The organism is Butyrivibrio proteoclasticus (assembly GCF_900115735.1).
GTDB classification, from domain to species: domain Bacteria; phylum Bacillota; class Clostridia; order Lachnospirales; family Lachnospiraceae; genus Butyrivibrio; species Butyrivibrio proteoclasticus_B.
In genome coordinates this window covers 124,538-142,628 of record NZ_FOXO01000007.1, presented here as the reverse complement: position 1 = coordinate 142,628, position 18,091 = coordinate 124,538, and the positions used below count along the sequence as shown (strand labels likewise).

Annotated in this window: 14 protein-coding genes; 2 read left to right on the top strand and 12 right to left on the bottom strand. The window is 39.4% G+C overall.

Features of this window, described 5'->3' with window-relative positions:
- Positions 1 to 13 precede the first annotated feature (13 nt).
- The 7 genes from BM146_RS06335 to BM146_RS06305 all read right to left on the bottom strand — a co-directional run bounded on the left by BM146_RS06335 (position 14) and on the right by BM146_RS06305 (position 9,995).
- Complete coding sequence (locus BM146_RS06335; RefSeq protein WP_242949352.1) at positions 14 to 745, bottom strand: ABC transporter ATP-binding protein; 732 nt, start codon at positions 743 to 745, stop codon at positions 14 to 16.
- A complete protein-coding gene (locus BM146_RS06330; protein ID WP_074886002.1) occupies positions 720 to 2,411 on the bottom strand; it encodes an HlyD family efflux transporter periplasmic adaptor subunit in 1,692 nt (563 codons plus the stop codon). The genes BM146_RS06335 and BM146_RS06330 overlap by 26 nt, the downstream gene beginning before the upstream one ends.
- A 120-nt stretch (positions 2,412 to 2,531) precedes the next feature.
- A complete protein-coding gene (locus tag BM146_RS06325; protein WP_074885999.1) occupies positions 2,532 to 4,562 on the bottom strand; it encodes a methyl-accepting chemotaxis protein in 2,031 nt (676 codons plus the stop codon).
- 25 nt (positions 4,563 to 4,587) lie between these two features.
- Positions 4,588 to 6,594, bottom strand: a complete 2,007-nt coding sequence (locus tag BM146_RS06320) for a methyl-accepting chemotaxis protein (RefSeq protein WP_074885996.1) — start codon at positions 6,592 to 6,594, stop codon at positions 4,588 to 4,590.
- Positions 6,595 to 6,881: 287 nt separating this feature from the next.
- Positions 6,882 to 7,484: a bifunctional phosphoserine phosphatase/homoserine phosphotransferase ThrH gene (gene thrH, locus BM146_RS06315; RefSeq protein WP_074885992.1), complete on the bottom strand. Its 603-nt coding sequence runs from the start codon at positions 7,482 to 7,484 to the stop codon at positions 6,882 to 6,884.
- Between the two features lie 17 nt (positions 7,485 to 7,501).
- Complete coding sequence (locus tag BM146_RS06310; protein WP_074885988.1) at positions 7,502 to 8,881, bottom strand: TrpB-like pyridoxal phosphate-dependent enzyme; 1,380 nt, start codon at positions 8,879 to 8,881, stop codon at positions 7,502 to 7,504.
- 115 nt (positions 8,882 to 8,996) lie between these two features.
- Positions 8,997 to 9,995: a radical SAM/SPASM domain-containing protein gene (locus BM146_RS06305; protein WP_074885984.1), complete on the bottom strand. Its 999-nt coding sequence runs from the start codon at positions 9,993 to 9,995 to the stop codon at positions 8,997 to 8,999.
- Positions 9,996 to 10,118: 123 nt separating this feature from the next.
- Here BM146_RS06305 and BM146_RS06300 point away from each other — a divergent pair, with 123 nt between their 5' ends.
- The gene (locus BM146_RS06300) at positions 10,119 to 11,051 is read left to right on the top strand and encodes a UbiA prenyltransferase family protein (RefSeq protein WP_074885981.1); all 933 of its coding nucleotides are present in this window, start codon (positions 10,119 to 10,121) and stop codon (positions 11,049 to 11,051) included.
- 7 nt (positions 11,052 to 11,058) lie between these two features.
- Positions 11,059 to 12,567: a glycosyltransferase family 39 protein gene (locus tag BM146_RS06295; RefSeq protein ID WP_074885979.1), complete on the top strand. Its 1,509-nt coding sequence runs from the start codon at positions 11,059 to 11,061 to the stop codon at positions 12,565 to 12,567.
- Between the two features lie 104 nt (positions 12,568 to 12,671).
- On the opposite strand, the gene BM146_RS06290 is transcribed toward BM146_RS06295, so the two are convergent.
- From BM146_RS06290 to BM146_RS06270, 5 genes are read right to left on the bottom strand one after another with little or no spacing between them, the layout of a single operon-like run.
- The gene (locus BM146_RS06290) at positions 12,672 to 13,490 is read right to left on the bottom strand and encodes a Cof-type HAD-IIB family hydrolase (RefSeq protein ID WP_074885975.1); all 819 of its coding nucleotides are present in this window, start codon (positions 13,488 to 13,490) and stop codon (positions 12,672 to 12,674) included.
- Positions 13,491 to 13,495: 5 nt separating this feature from the next.
- On the bottom strand, positions 13,496 to 13,750 hold the full coding sequence (locus BM146_RS06285; protein ID WP_074885971.1) for a glyoxalase: 255 nt from the start codon (positions 13,748 to 13,750) through the stop codon (positions 13,496 to 13,498).
- A 15-nt stretch (positions 13,751 to 13,765) separates the two neighbouring features.
- On the bottom strand, positions 13,766 to 14,350 hold the full coding sequence (locus BM146_RS06280; protein WP_074885968.1) for a Maf family protein: 585 nt from the start codon (positions 14,348 to 14,350) through the stop codon (positions 13,766 to 13,768).
- Positions 14,351 to 14,370: 20 nt separating this feature from the next.
- A complete protein-coding gene (locus tag BM146_RS06275; RefSeq protein ID WP_083413426.1) occupies positions 14,371 to 16,524 on the bottom strand; it encodes an RNA degradosome polyphosphate kinase in 2,154 nt (717 codons plus the stop codon).
- Positions 16,525 to 16,542: 18 nt separating this feature from the next.
- A complete protein-coding gene (locus tag BM146_RS06270) occupies positions 16,543 to 18,090 on the bottom strand; it encodes a Ppx/GppA phosphatase family protein (protein WP_074885965.1) in 1,548 nt (515 codons plus the stop codon).
- Position 18,091 lies beyond the last annotated feature (1 nt).

Genomic DNA, 18,091 nt, shown 5'->3' with positions numbered 1-18,091 from the left:
TATAAGGATAGTTTTACCAGTCAAGTTCAAATGCATCTTTCGGATTATCATTATGCACAACATCTACAACAGTTCCATTTTTTACATAAACCACTTTATCTGCTATATCCGCAAAAAGATTGTTATGGGTTACCATTACAACAGTCTTTTTATGTACTCTGCTCTGGTCTTGCAAAAGCTTTAAAACTTCCCGGCTGGTACCTGTATCAAGCGCGCCTGTAGGTTCATCACATAATAAAAGTCTCGGTCTTTTTACTATAGCTCTTGCTATGGATATTCTTTGCTGCTGACCTCCTGATAACTGCGCCGGGAAATTGTCTTTCCTGTCAGCAAGCCCCACCAACTCAAGGGCCTTCAAGGGATCCATTATTTCAACACCAAGCTCTCTTATAATATCCACGTTTTCTATAGCAGTAAGTGTGGGGACTAAGTTATAAAACTGAAATATAATTCCAACATCTTTTGCCCTGAATTGTCCAAGGCGCTTGTCATCAAATTCTGCAATATTTTCTCCTGCAAAAAATATGTTTCCGCTACTGGCACCATCAAGTCCGCCCAAAAGATTAAGCAGGGTGCTTTTTCCAGCTCCACTGGGGCCAAGAAGTACCACAAGCTCCCCCTCGTAAACTTCCAGATTTACATTTTTTAGTGCCTCGTAAGTGATCTGGCCAGTTTGGTATATCTTTCCAACGTTTTCAAATTTAATCAGCAAATTATCATTAGTTCTCGACAAATCTTGTTCCAATGTCTTCCTCCGTTAATGGCGATTCGATTACTTTTACGCCTTCCGATAGTCCGCTTAAAACCTGATAGTATCCATTACCTTTAAGCCCCGTCTCCACATTTGCCCTCTTGGCCTTTCCCTTTTCAAGCACATAGACAAAAGAACCCTCATCATCTGTGTAAACTGATTTTTCAGGAATACTAAGCGCATCTTTTGCATCCCCTGTATTTATCCTGACCTCTGCTTCAAGACCAATTGTTGGCTTAACATCTTCATCAAACAAAAGTTCAACTTTTACTCTTGGTTTTCCTGCTGAATCATTTGTTGCAATTGGTGCTATAGTCTCAACTGTTGCCGTATATGTCTCTCCGCTTACTGCCACGTCTGCACTTTGTCCTATTTCCACACTTCCAATATCGTATTTCGAAACCATTACAGCAACCTTATATCCACTGTCAGGTTGAATAGTAAAAAGAGCTTCTCCTTCAGATACTGTAGCTCCTTCATCTACCAGCTTAGAAATAACTGTTCCGTTAACAGTGGTCTTAACCCCCTCCTTAGACTTTGACAAGTTATTTAAAGCCTTATCCACATCAATCTGTGCTAATTCCATGGAGTCCTCATACTGTTTCAACTGATATTCATTTACTATTTTTTCTTCAGAAGTCTGCTTTTCTGTAAGTTGTTTGTTCCACTCTTTTTCAATAACATCAAGCTGCCTTGTGAGCTCTAAATAAAGCGCATATTGCTCCGTGGTAAGATTATCAACAGGAAGAGATGAAAGCGCATCCCTGCTTGACGTTATATCATTTTTTAAAGAATTGACAGAATTAACTGCGTTTTCTTTCGAATCAGCCGCGCTATTTACTGCTTCCTTGAGCTTTGCGTATTGAGCATTTGAAGCTGATACACTGTTTTGAAGCTCAATAAGCGTCTTGCCTAGTTCCTGGTTGGTCTCCAGGAGTTTTTCCGCCTCTTCTGACTTGGATGCGTCATCTTTAATGGCATCATATGCATCTGCATTTGTTTTTATCTGACTATTTAAGCTCTCAATCTGTGCATTTTTTCCGGCAATTTCAGCCTGCGCTTCCAACATTTTTCCATTTAATTCGCTATACGCACCGGATGCCGCTTCAAGTTTTGCTGCCTCCACCTCCATGTTGGTCTTCATGTTATCAAGAGCGCCTTCTATTCCTTTCATAGTAGACTGAATATAATTGCTCTTCTTATTTTGGGCAATACTAATATCATCTCTGTTTTCTTCAACAGAAATATATTGGCTTTTTAGAGCATCTGCAGATGAAGATGCCTTTGCCGCCTTCGCCTTGTTTTTATCATTTTCAGTAACTGCAGCTTTATATCCATCTGCATAATATTCTGAATTAAGTGAAGCTTTTTGATAGTCCTCCTCGAATGAGGTCAGATCATAGGAAGCAAGAACACTTCCGCTTTTTACTAATTCATTTACCCTTACAGGTATAGCACTTACTTTTCCCGAAACAGGTGCATATATGGTAACAATGTCATCTGCTTCTATAGTCCCTACAGTGTCTATACTGGAATTTATATCCATTTTAGAAACTTCCCACACATCCACACCATCCGGGTATGCAGCATAAACAACACCACCAATAAGAACAGCAAGTCCTGCTCCACCTGCAATGATTCTTTTTACTAAAATATTCATAGTCCTCCTTATTGTTGTCAATCCGTCAATCTGTAGATGTAAATACAATTATATTATAACATGAAAAATCCCCCAAAGGCATAAAGCCTCTGAGGGAATCATGTATACTTATTCAGATTATCATTTAAAGAATTCCATGTCAGCACTGAGCTTATCCGCAATATCTTTAAGAGATCCTGCTGAAGCAGACAAAGTTGTAACTGTAGCTGAAAGCTCCTGCATTGATGCCCCGGTTTCTTCTGATGAAGCCGCGTTTTCTTCAGAAATTGCTGACAAAGAGCTCATTGCATCTGATACAACATTTTTGGCACTTACACAGGTTCCTGCATCTTTTTCAATACTCTTTACACTTACTACCGTAGAAGAAATATCGTCTATCATTGCATTTACACTCTGAACTGTTGCTCCAAGAACAGACTGCTGCTCATCATTACCTTTTTGAACTTCCGAGGCCATTCCAACAGCTGCCTGAGACTCTGCCAAAAGAACATCCATCTCTTTTCTGATATCATCAGCCATCTGTCTGGAATCGTCGGCAAGTTTACCAATTTCTTCTGCAACAACCGCAAAACCTTTTCCTGCTTCTCCTGCTCTTGCAGCCTCTATAGAAGCATTAAGAGAAAGAAGATTCGTCTGAGTTGCGATTGAAGCTATACCTTCAACTTTTTCGTTGATATTCTCAACAGCTTTACTTGTAGCACCAATCTTCTCGGAAATCTGAATGATATTGTCGCTCATATTTCTGCTGCTCTCCTGAAGATCAGCAAGAGACTGTGCAGATTCTGTACTGACTTCCTGCATTCTCGCAGCAAGACCGGACAGATCATCAGTACTTGTCTGAACATTTCCTGTAGCAACGTCAATATCACCGACACTCTCAGTAACACTTTGGATCTCATCAGCCTGCTGCGTAGCGCCTGATGCAATTTCCTGAACTGCATTAGAAACGTCATCTGCAGTCTGTGAGATCTGGCTTGCTGCGTCAGCAAGTTCAACAGAAGACTCATGTACAGAAAGCGCAGACTCTTTGATATTCTTTACAATTCCACTAAGAACATCCAAAACAGAATTGGTATTGGTGATCATATCTCCAAATTCATCTTTTCTTCCGTTGAACTGCTCAATCGGAACAAACTCACCTTCTGAAAGATGATGAAGAGCCTTATTAACTTCATTAAGAGGTCCTGTAAAGGACTTAGCCATTCTAAAGGAAGCAAGGATGGCTACTATTACCATGATAATTCCCATGAGAACTATCAGAGTTGCGCTTCTCTGGGCAGAGGCAAGTGTAGCTTTATAATTTGACGAAACAACAACTATCCATCCTGTAGTTGGTTCCTGCTGAAAAGATACTATCTGTTTATCATTTCCTGAGCCCGTCACATAGGTACCTGACGTGCTGCTTTGAGCCATCTTGAAAAAGTCCCTGTCACTTCTGTTATCTTCTGCGTCTTCCGCAGATATCTCATATTCTGAGTGTGCAATCACTATTCCTTTTCTATCAGTGATAAATGCACGCTGACTGGAAGAAATGTTTTCCTTTAAAAGATCATGCAGATTAGAAAGGTCATAGCTTCTTTGTACAACTCCTATAGGTGTTGAATATCCATGATCATAAACTGGAGTTGCCGGGATAATGATCCTGGAACCGGTAGCTTTCGAGATCAACACATCTGAAACATAAGTCTTACCGGAAATGGCATTTTTAAAATAGTCTCTGTCAGCAATATTCGAAAGGTTATTCCCGTCATCTCGCGCAAGCTGCTGTCCTGTAGCATCCGAAACAACAATCGCATTGCCATCCGCATATGCCTTATTGACCTGTTTTAAAAATGAGATCATATACTCATCGTTTCTTGTGGTCTCATTCTTAACATAATCAATAGTAAACGGATTGGCCGCAACCCCCTCAAGAGTCCTTATCTGCTGCTGAAGTTCTGTTGTAAAAGCATCCTCCACTATCTGAGCCTGTTTGGAATTAATATACTCAGCATCCTCAAGTCCCTTTGATATAGAGCTTTTGTAACTGACACCAATGGCAATAATAAGAGGAATTGCCACAAGCAAAGACATAGTTAAAATAAGCCTTGTCTTAACACTGTCTTTCCAGTTCTTTTTTGGAACGCCGGAATTATCTTCTTTCTTAGACATAATAACCTCCATAAAAATATGACCTTTATGATTTAAAGAACTGCATTTCTTCATTAAGCTTATCAGCAATTTCTTTCAGATTATTTGCTGATCCGGCAAGAGTTGTAACTGTAGCAGAAAGTTCCTGCATGGAAGCTCCTGTCTCCTCTGATGAAGCTGCATTCTCTTCTGAAATAGCTGAAAGAGCACTCATTGTGTCTACAACCGCATTCTTGGAGCTGTCGCAGGTCTCTGCTCCCTCGGAAATAAGCTGTACGCCGCCAACTGTGCTGCCGATGTCTTCAAGCATTCCGTTAACTGCATCAAGAGTCTCGCCAAGAGCAATCTGCTGATCATTGTTGCCCTGCCTTACATCCTCTGCTGCACCAACAGCCGCCTGTGCCTGTTCAAGAAGAATATCCATTTCCTTCCTGATATCATCGGCCATAGCCTTGGAGTCTTCCGCAAGTTTTCCGATTTCTTCTGCAACAACTGCAAATCCTTTTCCTGCTTCTCCTGCTCTTGCAGCTTCAATAGAAGCATTAAGAGAAAGAAGGTTTGTCTGGGTTGCAATTGATGTGATACCTTCTACTTTTTCGCTAATATTATTAACAGCCTGCTGTGTAGCCTGAATTGTCTGTGATATTTCATCAATCTTCTCTGTCATCTCATTGGAAGAATTCTGAAGGTCTGCCAAAGACTTACTTGAAATCTCAGATGCTTCTTTCATCTTTTCTGTAATTCCGGACAAATCCTCAGTTGATCTTTGAACATCACCAACTGCTTCGCCAATCCTTCCAACATTTTCAGAGGCACTCTGAATCTCGTCAGCCTGCTGCGTAGCACCTGATGCAATTTCCTGTACTGCATTAGATACATCTTCTGCAGTCTGGGAAATCTGATTAGCCATGTCTGACAGTTCTGTAGAAGATGCTCCTACATCCTCAGCAGATGCCTTGATATCAGACACTATTTCATCAAGCTTTGTGATAACAGCATTGGTTGCTTTTGAAATAGCGCCAAACTCGTCTTTTCTCTCATCAAACTTTTCAACTTTTACAAAACGCCCATCTGACAATGCTTCCAAAGATTTATCTACTGCCTGAACCGGATCAGTAAAGCTCTTTGCCATCATGAAGGATATAGCAATTGAAACAGCTAAAAGAATAATACCTACAACAATTACGATAATAGCAGCTTGTCTTGCAGAAGACATGATCTCTGCAGCACTCTTTGCTGTAACAACTACAAAACCTGAAAGAGGCTCTTTATAATAGGACATGTAATTGGTTCCAAAAGCTGAAGCTGACTTATAATATCCTGAATCAGCGCCTGAGGTATAGAACTCAGAGGTTGAAACATCAACTTCATCGTGAACTCCCTCGGCAATCTCATACTGCGAATGAGCTGCAACCATACCATTTCTATCTACTATAAAAGCATTTTCAGCCTGTGCAGCGAGAATATCGTGCAAATTGGAAAGATCATAGTTTCTGTGAACTATACCAATGACCGTATTGCCATCCATAACAGGAACTGCAAATGTAATCATTCTTCCACCTGTTGTTTTGCTGACCAGAATATTGGAAATATAAACCTGTCCGGCAATTGCTGCCTTATAATAATCACGATCGGCTACACTTATAAAATCACCTGTTCCTCTGGCAACCTGCATTCCTGTTACATCTGTAACGGCAGTATTTTGTCCATCATTAAGAACCGCATCACAGTCCTGGAGATAAAGCTGAACTGCATCATATGGAATGCCTGCCCCACCTTTGACATACTCTATAACAGTGGGATTACCTGCTACAGACTTGATCATGTTTAAATTCGCGTTAATTGCTTCTATAAGTTTGCTTTCAATATACCTGGCCTGCCATTGCTGAGAAGTCTGTGCATCTAACAGCGCCTTATTTGTAGAAGTAATATAACTTACAATGATTGCAACAATCAGCGGAACAGCAGTGATAAGCATCATTACAGCAATAAGCTTTGTCTTTATGCTGTCCTTAAAGCTTACACCTTCAGAACTTTTCTTATTTTTTGCCATGATTATTCCTCCATATACAAGCACTGTATTGCGTATACATATATACGCAATACAATTATATAGCATTAAAAAGACAAATCCAGCAATTTAGTGCATTCTTAATAATCTTTTAAGCATTAGATAATTATTCAGAGCCAGACTCTAAACTTTTTCGAATTGAGTCCGATATATAAATCAAAGGAGGAAGTAAAGGCATGAAGAAACTTCCAGAAAACAAATAAAGCACCTTCACTGCGGCAGGATCCCGGTGGAGGTGCTTTTTTTGCATGTAAAGAGGTTTAAATATGTTAGTTTAGGGCGCTTTTGATAGCGGCCAGGAGGTCGTCGTACTCTTCGAAGGCTGGGAGGTTTGGATAGTCGGCTTTGATCTTTTCGGTTGAACGGAAAAGGAAGCCTGCTTTGCTGGCCTGTATCATGGCAAGGTCGTTGTAGCTGTCTCCACTTGCGATCGTCTCGTAGCCTATGGACTGAAGGGCTTTTACTGTGGTGAGCTTTGAGTTTTCTATTCGCATTTTAAAGCCTGTGATCTCACCATTTTCTGCTACTTCGAGAGAGTTGCAGAATATTGTTGGCCATCCAAGTTTCTCCATAAGTGGTGTTGCAAACTGTGTGAAGGTATCGCTTATGATGATCACCTGAGTGATACTTCTAAGCTCATCCAAAAACTTTTTTGCTCCAGGAAGTGGATCGATCTCTTTTATTACGTCCTGGATTTCCTTAAGACCAAGTCCGTGTTCCTTGAGAATTCCGATTCTCCATCTCATGAGCTTATCATAATCAGGTTCATCCCTTGTTGTGCGCTTAAGCTCAGGAATTCCTGATTTTTCAGCAAAGGCGATCCATATTTCTGGTACAAGTACTCCTTCAAGATCCAAACATACAATATTCATATCTAGTGTCCTCATTTTTATAAGTTAATTTTTGGAAGTGTATCAAAACTCTTCTGAAGCTCAGCATCTGTAGGAATGTAATCCATCATAACGCCGTCATTGAACTTCTGATAAGCAACCATATCAAAATAGCCTGTACCTGTAAGGCCAAAGAGAATAGTCTTTTCCTCCCCTGTTTCCTTGCACTTCAATGCCTCATCAATGGCAACTCTGATAGCATGGCTGCTCTCCGGTGCAGGAAGGATTCCTTCTACTCTTGCAAACTGCTGTGCAGCCTGGAATACTGAAGTCTGCTCAACAGATACAGCCTCCATATAGCCATCATGATAGAGCTGTGAAAGAATTGGGCTCATGCCGTGATAGCGAAGTCCTCCTGCATGGTTTGCAGATGGGATAAAGTTTGATCCAAGTGTATACATCTTGGCAAGTGGACATACCATTCCCGTATCACAGAAATCGTAAGCAAATTTACCTCTTGTAAAGCTTGGACAGCTTGCAGGTTCTACTGCAATGATCCTGTAATCCTTTTCACCGCGGAGCTTCTCTCCCATAAATGGAGAAATAAGTCCTCCAAGGTTTGATCCGCCACCGGCGCAACCAATGATAATATCTGGAGTCACGCCATATTTTTCAAGGGCAAGTTTAGCCTCAAGTCCTATAACTGTCTGATGAAGAAGTACCTGGTTAAGCACACTTCCCAAAACATATCTGTAGCCTTCAGTCTTTGTTGCAACTTCTACTGCTTCGGAAATAGCGCAGCCAAGACTTCCTGTTGTTCCGGGATGCTCAGCGTTGATCTTGCGTCCTACCTCTGTGTCCATGGATGGAGAAGGAGTTACAGAAGCTCCGTAAGTGCGCATGACTTCACGTCTGAATGGTTTCTGCTCATAAGAAACCTTAACCATATACACTTTACAATCAATTCCAAAGTAAGCTGAAGCCATTGAAAGAGCTGTTCCCCACTGGCCCGCACCTGTCTCTGTGGTCACACCTTTAAGGCCCTGCTTCTTTGCATAATAAGCCTGCACAATTGCGGAATTAAGCTTATGGCTTCCACTTGTGTTGTTACCCTCAAATTTATAATAGATCTTTGCAGGTGTACCAAGTGCTTTTTCAAGGAAATATGCTCTTACAAGCGGAGCAGGTCTGTACATCTTATAAAAATCAAGTACTTCCTCAGGAATATCAATGTAAGGTGTTGTGTCATCCAGCTCCTGCTTAATAAGCTCATCACAGAAAACCGGCCTTAAGTCTTCAAATCCCATAGGCTTTAAAGTTGCGGGATTAAGAAGTGGAGCCGGTTTGTTTTTCATATCTGCTCTGACGTTATACCACTGTCTCGGGATTTCATCCTCTGACAGATAAATCTTGTAAGGAATTCTTTTCTCTTCGCTCATAGTAATACTCCCCTCTGTAACTTTGACAATTTAAATTATTAAAGCACATTTTTGCTTTACGTGTCAATAATCCAAAAGACACCCTACTATAATAGTAAGGTGCCTTATATAAGCCTTATTCATCTTTTCCGATTTTCATTCTCTCATGACCGCCAAGCTTATTGGCTGCGTCCTGATTGCCGCTAAGAATAGCCTTTACAAGATGCATTCTAAATCCGGCGTCAATAAAGTCGCAGTGCTTACAGAATGGATAATTCTGTCTTCCTTCTGCAATATCTCTTCTGACTTTCTGAAGAGCTTCACTTCCCCAGGCATCTTTAAGGCTGATCTCATTAAGGTCTCCAAAGTTTGTAGTCTCAAAGTTATCGCAGCAGCAAAGGCCCAGTCTGCCGTTTGGCATGATCCACATATCCGTAAATGGTAAAAGACATGTCTCTTTAATGATCTTTTTGGTTTCCTTTTTATTAGGCGCACTTCCGGCCCTGTTAGTAAGGACTTCCTGAAGATATCTCATCTGTATCTGAATATCTAGGTCTTTGAACTCATCAGGGTGAGCTGTTACATAGTCATAAACTTCCTGAATGCTCTTGTGAAGCTTCATCTCCATAGAATAATTGTTGATGATAAGCTGATTTATATATGGAGCTACAGCTTTCACTTTATCAACAGTTAAGATAAGTCCGTTTGTTGACATGAAGATAAAAGAATCCGGAAGCTTTTCTCTTGCATACTTATGTCTTTCTACAATCTTGGTATCAAGCCATGGCTCATTGTTGCCGTAGAGTGTAAGGTGCCCCTTATAGCCCCAATCTGCAAGCTGGTCTATGATACTTTTATAAAGTTCATCTGAAATATGTGCCAGTGGTCTGCACTCAGCATTAACATTCGCAGTACAGAATGCACAGGTTGAGTTACATCTGTTTATTGTCTCAATATTTACCACGTTTGGCATCGGTATTTCTTTTGAATTAAGGAAGTAATCACAGTATTCCTTTTGTGATCTGCTTCTTGTAAAAAACTGCATCTTAAGATATGCATTGCTGGCAAGCATAGGAAACTTCTTCCTTGCTATCCAACCGAATTTTCCCATAAAACTATTAATTCTGATTGGCATAATAAAACTTCCCTTATATATTTTTTCATTTTTAAAGTCCGTGTATGATAATAGCATTATTTAAGGCAATATGCTATAATTATTTAGTTAATTTAACAAAAATAGGATTAGTTAGGGGAAAACATGAAAAAGTACATTAAAATTGCACGACCTGATCATTGGATCAAACAGTTTTTTATAATGCCGGGTATCGCTGTTGCTCTGCTTCTTACGGATATTAAGATCACAGAACTCAGCATTTTAAAACTTCTTCTTGGATTCTTTGGTACCTGCTTTATTGCCAGCGCCAACTACGTTATCAACGAATGGCTTGACGCTCCATATGACAAGTATCATCCGGTAAAAAAGAACAGACCTGTAGTAACAGAGAACATGGAACTTAAATGGGTTTTGGTTGAATATGCCATTTTAGCAGTTCTTGGTCTTTTATTATCATTCCTTGTAAACAAGTATTTCCTTATCACTGCTGCAGTTCTTTTGGTAATGGGAATCATATATAACGTAGAGCCTGTCAGAAGTAAGGACATCGTTTATTTCGATGTTATTTCAGAGTCAATAAACAATATGCTTCGTCTCCTAATGGGATGGTTTATTGTTACCTCTGATTCCATTCCACCTTCAAGTATCCTTATCGGATATTGGATGGCAGGTGCATATCTTATGGCCACAAAGAGATTCTCCGAGTACAGAATGATCGGTGATCCTAAGGTAGCAGGCTTGTATCGTAAATCTTTTGTAAAGTACACAGAGAAAAAACTCCTTGCATCATCTATCTTTTATGCACTTTCATCTACATTTTGCCTTGGAGTTTTTCTTATAAAATACAGAATTGAATACCTTCTTTGTATTCCATTCATTTTCCTTCTGTTTGCTTATTACTCAGCAATGTCGCTTGATAACGACTCTGCTGCACAAAAACCTGAAAAGCTTTACAAAGAGAAAAAACTTATGCTTTTAGTTCTGCTTATAATCATTTTATTTATTGTATGCACTTTCTGCACATTTGACTTCTTAAAGCCACTTACATCAAGTGCCCTTATTAAGCTTGAGGTATAATCAGTACATGAATCTTAAAGAGTTATCAAAAAAACATTTTGAAACACTCTGGTGTTTTATCACAAGTTTATTTGTATTAACCTTTACCACCAGATCATCTTTTCTTTTCCCATATAATAACTGGGACGATGCGAACAGTTACTTCACAATGGGAAAAGGACTGATGAATGGAATGGTTATTTATAGGGACCTTTACGATCAGAAAGGTCCTTTTCTTTATTTACTTTACGGAATTGGGTATCTTATCAGCCACAAGAGTTTTTTCGGAATCTATATATTTGAGATAATTGCCGGTACAATATTCCTTGCATTTGCTTTTAAACTCATCAAAAGACATTCTTCAACCTCAGTTGCACTCGTCTTAATACCACTTGTTGCTGCCGGTGTATACTCATCAAGGAGTTTCTACTGGGGCGGAGCTGCCGAGGAATTTTGTCTTCCAATGTTAGCCTATACCATTTATATTATTGATATTTTCATGCATCCAAAAGATGCCAAAGAATACGACCGCATTTCTGATTCAAAGACATACCTTATTGTAGGTATACTTACCGGAATCACTGCTCTCGTAAAATATACAATGATGGGCTTCTTTTTTGGATTTGCCGTAATTTCAATATGCTTCATAATATATAGAAAGGGATTTGTAGAGGTATTAAGAAAGGCTCTTATCTACATCCTTGGAATCGTACTACCATTCATACCATGGTTAATGTATTTTGCCATAACCGGTGGACTTGATGACTGGTACAGATGCTATATCTACAACAATTTGTTTTTCTACAGCAATATAACAGCAGATTCCATTTCTTTATATGAGAAAATCTACAAGCTGGCAAAGCTTCAGTATTGGCTTATATTAGATAATTTTGAGTACTTTGTATGGATAATTGTCTGCTTTATACTTGCTCTCATCTTTGAAATAAAAGCAGCAAAAAAAATAGCATACCTTTTCATGTATGCTTCAACCTTTTTTGTGATCTTTTATGGCGGAGGTACGCTTCCGTATTATTCAATACCACTTACGGTATTTGCACTTCCGGGAGCTGCTTATGTTGCAGATATTTTTCAAAAAGCTTATATCAAGTATAACAAAAGAGCATTATGGTGTAATACTGCTGGCCTTGTCATAGCTTTATCAGCAGTTTTTGCCAAATACAACTGTTTAAGCGCAGATTATTTATTACAGAGCAGACAGGACCACTGGCTTACAAGAATGGCAAGTCATATAGAAAAAGCCCCTGACACAACTCTTTTAAATGTAGGTTGCCTTGATGTTGGCTTATATACCATAACAGGAATTGTTCCGACCTGCGAATACTTCCAGACCAACGGAATTGCCCTTCCTACAATGTTCGAAGAGCAAAGTCGCTACATAAAAGAAGGCCTCACAGAATATGTTATTGCCGGAGAAAGGGAGCCCGATGGCATTTATGAGAAATATGAGCTTATAGATTCTGTATCCTTCTACGACAACTCCTATGACCAGGTCTATTACCTGTATAAACTAAAGTAAAAATATGTAAAAGTAGGTGCTATGAATATAATTATTCATAACACCTACTTTTTTGTTGTAGATTAGGGAGAACTTTCACGGCCCTTTTTTTTAATATAGTCATATCAGATCGCATTCAGAATAAACTCAGCAAGACCATCATGATCATTGTCAAAGTGTGTGATCACGTCGGCACTTTTTTTAACAAGATCCGTTCCATTGATCATTGCTATTCCACAGCCTGCTGCCTCTATCATCGAAATATCATTCTGCTCATCTCCTGCCGCAAAAGTATTCTCGACAGGAATTCCCAGATAGTCAGCTAGTCTTTTTACTACGCTTCCCTTTCCTGCCTCAGAAGGAAAAATCTCCATGTAATAAGGATTTGAATAAAGAAGAGTAAGCTTATCTCCTACCATTTCCTGAAGCGCCATCCTGAACTTTTCCTGTTTATCGTGATCATGAAGCTCTATGGCAATCATCTTGGACGGAGGGGCTGATAGTTCTTTCATGACATCATCAGTAACAATGAGTGGAGTTTTTATGACTCGCCTGTAATACTCCATACACTCACCATTTCTTTTGCTGACAATATGAGTTTCATTGTAAGTGTGACAATGAACATCATACTTTTCAGATAGCTCCATAATCTTTGGAACCAGTTCAAGCGGAACGCCTGTTTTATAGACATATTTTTCATCATCCACACTATATATCTCAGTTCCGTTAGAACCACATAAAAAACTGCCCTTAAAGTCAAGATGCAAACCACTATAGACAGCCTTAGCACTGTCTATAGCTCTTCCTGTATTAATACAGAAATGATTTCCTGCATCAGTAAACTTCTTAAGGGCATTTAAAGTCTTCGGAGATATTTTCTTTTCACTTGTAAGAAGTGTCCCATCAAGATCAAAGAAAAAAATCTTGGAACAATTATTTGCCATTATTATCACGCCTCAACAATCAAGTATCTTCCATCGCCAATATCAAAGACTTCATCAGCTTCAAGTACATTTCCGCCTTCGGTATCAACTCCAGCCTCCTCAAAGTATTCTTCTACTTCGTCCGTGCCGTCAACTACAACCGCCATGCAGTCCTCCAGAAAAGCCTCAGCCTCCTCTGTTGTTTCTGCAACATCTTCAGGAAAAAGCTGTCCCTGGTTCTCTAAAAAGCATCTTAGAACTGCATCATCATACTCGTGCATAAAAAATCCTCCATATTACAATAAACTTTTATTCTTTAATTCTTTATAGAGCCTTGCGATCGGAAGTCCTACGACATTGTAATAGTCACCGCTTATCCCTTTGATGTGGATTGCAAATAACCCCTGAATCCCATAGGCACCGGCTTTATCATCCGGCTCACCACTGTTTACATATTCATCAATCTCTTCTGAAGTCATCTCATCAACGTGGACAACTGTCTTTTCATGAAATGTAAAGTGCTCTGTCTTATCACCAATTCTGTAATAAACAGTTACACCTGTATATACCTCATGAGTCTTCCCCGAAAGAGTTTCAAGCATTCTCCTTGCATCCTGCCTGTCTGTGGGTTTTCCAAGTACTCTATGGTTATATGATACGACTGTGTCTGCACCTATTACAACTATCCTGTCTGTACTATCCGTTAAAATTTTGTGAAAAATCTCTGAAGCTTTCTGAAAAGACAGCTCCTCGGCAATTTCTCCCGGCAGCTGCGCAGAGGTCTTTTCTTCAGACACTGCAGGTATTATTTCAAATTCAGGAACAACCTTTCCTAGCAGTTCTTTTCTTCTAGGTGAACCTGATGCTAAAACATAACGCATAAAACTAAAATTCCTTATCTTTAAATTTTCATTTCCGGAATAAACACCCTGGAATTCTGCGGATTGATATTTTTAACCGCCTCTGCAGCCTCATCTCCAAATATCTTCTGAGAATTTATTTTTTCGTCAGACGCAGGGTCTTTTTTAACTTTTTCAAAAGAACCTTTTTCATTCATTATATGTGCTTTTTCCGTATCTCTTAACTCCATATCAAGAATGTGCCATACCTTTTTCCTAAGCTTTTCATTCTCTATAGGAAAAAGAATCTCCACTCTTCTTTCAAGATTTCTTGGCATCCAGTCTGCACTACTTGCATAAAATTCCGGACTTCCTCCGTTTTCAAAGTAAAATATCCTACTGTGCTCAAGGAAATTGCCAACTATTGATCTGACAGTAATATTATCAGATATCCCGGGAATTCCTGTTCTTAGACAACATATTCCCCTTACAATAAGGTCTATTTTAACTCCCAGACTACTGGCCTTATAAAGCTCTGCAATGACATCCTTATGGCATATTGAGTTCATCTTGGCAATAATTCTTGCAGGCTCGCCATTTGCAGCATGTTCTTCCTCGCGTCTTATAAGATCTAAAATTCTGTCCTTAAGCCACAATGGAGCCAAAGAAAGCTTGTTCCAGCCAAGAGGCTCTGAATAGCCTGAAAGCATATTAAATACAGCTGTCGCATCCTCACCAAATGCAGGTGCGCAGGTAAATAATCCAACATCAGTATATTGTTTGGCAGTAGAGTCATTATAGTTACCTGTTGCAAGATGGACATATCTCTTAATGCCATCATCCTCTCTTCTTACAACCAAAGTTATCTTACAGTGCGTCTTAAGTCCTACAAGTCCGTAAATTACGTGGCAACCGGCTTTTTCAAGCATCTTGGCCCATACAATGTTGTTCTCTTCATCGAATCTGGCTTTTAGTTCTACCAGAACTGTAACCTGTTTGCCATTGTCCGCAGCTTTGGCAAGGGCCGCAATGATTGGCGAATTACCACTTACTCTGTAGAGAGTCTGCTTAATAGCAAGAACATTTGGGTCAACCGCAGCATTCTCGACAAATTTTACCACGTTCTCGAAAGTCTCATAAGGATGATGCATTAAAACATCGCCTTCCCTGATAACCTCAAAAATATCCTTATCCTTCACAAACTCAGGTACAGGCTGTGGCTTTTTATATCCATGTTCCTTAAGTGAATCAAAACCTTCCAGCTTATACATTTTCATAAGGAATGTAAGATCAAGCGGACCATTTATCTTGTAGATTTCATTTTTATCAACTCCCAGATCTTCAACCAAAAGATCCAAAAGCTTTTTATCCATGCTGTCATCAACCTCAAGCCTTATAGCCTGTCCCCACTGACGAAGCTTTAACTGTTTCTCAATTTCTTTTAAAAGGTCTTCCGCCTCATCCTCATCAATTGAAAGATCGGCATTTCTCCCAACTCTATATGGAGCGCTGGTAACTATATCATAGTTGAGAAACAGCTTGTCCACCTTATCAAGGATCAACTGCTCCAAAAGTACAACCTTTTTATAATTGTTCTCTCCCTCTGTATATGGAATCTCAATTATTCTTGGAAGTACGTCAGGAACCTGCACTGTAGCGAAATCAATCTCCCCTTTAGAGTCTTTCTTTTTCAAAAGAGCTGCAATATTAAGGGTCTTATTCCTTATAAGCGGAAAAGGCCTTGAAGAATCAACAGCCATAGGCGTCAAAACCGGAAATATATACTCATCAAAATATCTGTCGATATAAGCCCTGTCTGCCCCCTTCAATTCTGAAGGAACACATACCTTTAGTCCCTCTTCCAAAAGCTGTGGCAATAGCTTAACATTGTATATCTCATACTGCTTAGCAACAAATCTATGTACTTCCTCCAGCACCTTATCAAGCTGCTCCGATGCTGTCATTCCTGCAATGTCACACTTTTGATACCCCGCATTTATCATATCTTTTAGCGAAGCAACCCTAACCATAAAGAACTCATCAAGATTGCTGGCAGAAATGCTAAGAAACTTAAGCCTTTCAAAAAGAGGATTGCTTTTATCTTCAGCTTCTGAAAGCACTCTCTCATTAAAGCCAATCCAGCTAAGTTCCCTGTTTATATAGTATTTTGGATTTTCAAAATCCAATGGTTCTTTTACCTTCATCTTTTTTGACATAATATCCCCTCACTATCATCACAACATTATTTTCTGACGGATAACAGGCTTTACACCAAATACCTCCTCAAAAAAACTGGCTCTGTTGCCAAACATTCCCTTTTCAAGAGTTGTATCTGCCATAGTATCCACGTTTATAATGAGCTTTTTGTCCTTAAGCTTAACAGTTACATCTTTAAACTTCTGCTTATGAGTTCTGTCAAGGCCGTTAGCTACCCTCATTATTGCAGTAAGTTTGGTCATTCTAAGGTAATCCTCTCTTGAAAATCCCATATAATGACCATTTCCACCATTATAATACTCAAATTCCTCATGATTGAATCTTACAACGTTGGCCACTATAGCCCTTTCTATATGTGAAAGACCTATGATTTCTGTAGACATTATGATGTTATAACAGCAGTCACCCAGATACACAAGGCTTATATATTTACCGCAGTCATGAAGAATAGTTGCGATATTAAGAAGGAGCCTGTCCCTCTTTGAAAGACCATGAAGTTCCATCGTACTGTCAAAAATGGTAAGTGCAATTTTCTGAAGAGTCTCTCTTCTTGACTTACTTCCAAGAAATCTTTTAGATATATTCTGAGAACATGCGATGATATCCTGCTCAAAATCATGGGGCGATTTTATATAATTCTTTTTATCTGCATATTCATAGGCAATTCCGTCACAAAGAGTTATTCCCGGCGCCCAAATGTTCTCTGCCTTTGTAATATCTAGAATACACTTTATCAGAGCACTGGAAACAAACAATAACGGAACATTATCTTCAGGTATGGTGAGCATCTTTGCAACCTGCTGATCACTCACAGATGCTCCTTTTTCTATAAATTTCTTAAACTCCTTCCCTGTAACACTTCCGCAATCTTTTTTTGCCCGGTCAATCTTCTGAATAAGAGGTGAAACATAGTCATCAATTAGTATAATATTCTCTATCTTCTTATCCTTCATATGCATTTTTGCAAAAACCTGAAGCTGTGAATTAACAAGTTCAGGAATTAGTTCCATGGACCTTGCTCTTGTGGCCTGAACCTGCTTCATTGCCGTGTGAAGACGAAGAACACCCATTTTCAGATTCTGCGTAGCAAAAAGCGCATCCTTTTCAAATAATGATATCTGAATGCTGCCGCCACCTATATCGACAATCGCTGTTGGTCTGGAAATAACTTCCTCAAACTGATCATATTTTAAAGCGATTGATTTATAATCCAAAAACCTCTGCTCGGAGTTACTTAAGATATCGATATGAATACCGGTTCTCTGCTCGATAAGGTCCCTTACAATAAGAATGTCGGATGTTTCTCTTAAGGCACTCGTCCCATAGGCCTGATAATGAGTAACATCATAGCTTCTCATTATCTTTTTATACTCAGAAAGTATCCTTATCATCTCATCAACATGAGCTGAAGATATATGACCGGAAGCATAAGTCTCACTTCCAATATCCATTCTATGTCTGATATAGTCTATTTCATGAACCCCCCTGTCCATAGACAGTTCAAATATCTTAAGTGCAATCTCATACGAACCAACATCAACTGCTGCAAAAACTTCACCCATCATA

Coding starts and splice junctions, on each gene's coding strand:
- BM146_RS06330 (WP_074886002.1), bottom strand. CDS start 2,411: ATGAATATTTTAGTAAAAAGAATCATTGCAGGTGGAGCAGGACTTGCT.
- BM146_RS06325 (WP_074885999.1), bottom strand. CDS start 4,562: ATGTCTAAGAAAGAAGATAATTCCGGCGTTCCAAAAAAGAACTGGAAA.
- BM146_RS06320 (WP_074885996.1), bottom strand. CDS start 6,594: ATGGCAAAAAATAAGAAAAGTTCTGAAGGTGTAAGCTTTAAGGACAGC.
- thrH (WP_074885992.1), bottom strand. CDS start 7,484: ATGAATATTGTATGTTTGGATCTTGAAGGAGTACTTGTACCAGAAATA.
- BM146_RS06310 (WP_074885988.1), bottom strand. CDS start 8,881: ATGAGCGAAGAGAAAAGAATTCCTTACAAGATTTATCTGTCAGAGGAT.
- BM146_RS06305 (WP_074885984.1), bottom strand. CDS start 9,995: ATGCCAATCAGAATTAATAGTTTTATGGGAAAATTCGGTTGGATAGCA.
- BM146_RS06300 (WP_074885981.1), top strand. CDS start 10,119: ATGAAAAAGTACATTAAAATTGCACGACCTGATCATTGGATCAAACAG.
- BM146_RS06295 (WP_074885979.1), top strand. CDS start 11,059: ATGAATCTTAAAGAGTTATCAAAAAAACATTTTGAAACACTCTGGTGT.
- BM146_RS06290 (WP_074885975.1), bottom strand. CDS start 13,490: ATGGCAAATAATTGTTCCAAGATTTTTTTCTTTGATCTTGATGGGACA.
- BM146_RS06285 (WP_074885971.1), bottom strand. CDS start 13,750: ATGCACGAGTATGATGATGCAGTTCTAAGATGCTTTTTAGAGAACCAG.
- BM146_RS06280 (WP_074885968.1), bottom strand. CDS start 14,350: ATGCGTTATGTTTTAGCATCAGGTTCACCTAGAAGAAAAGAACTGCTA.
- BM146_RS06275 (WP_083413426.1), bottom strand. CDS start 16,524: ATGTCAAAAAAGATGAAGGTAAAAGAACCATTGGATTTTGAAAATCCA.
- BM146_RS06270 (WP_074885965.1), bottom strand. CDS start 18,090: ATGATGGGTGAAGTTTTTGCAGCAGTTGATGTTGGTTCGTATGAGATT.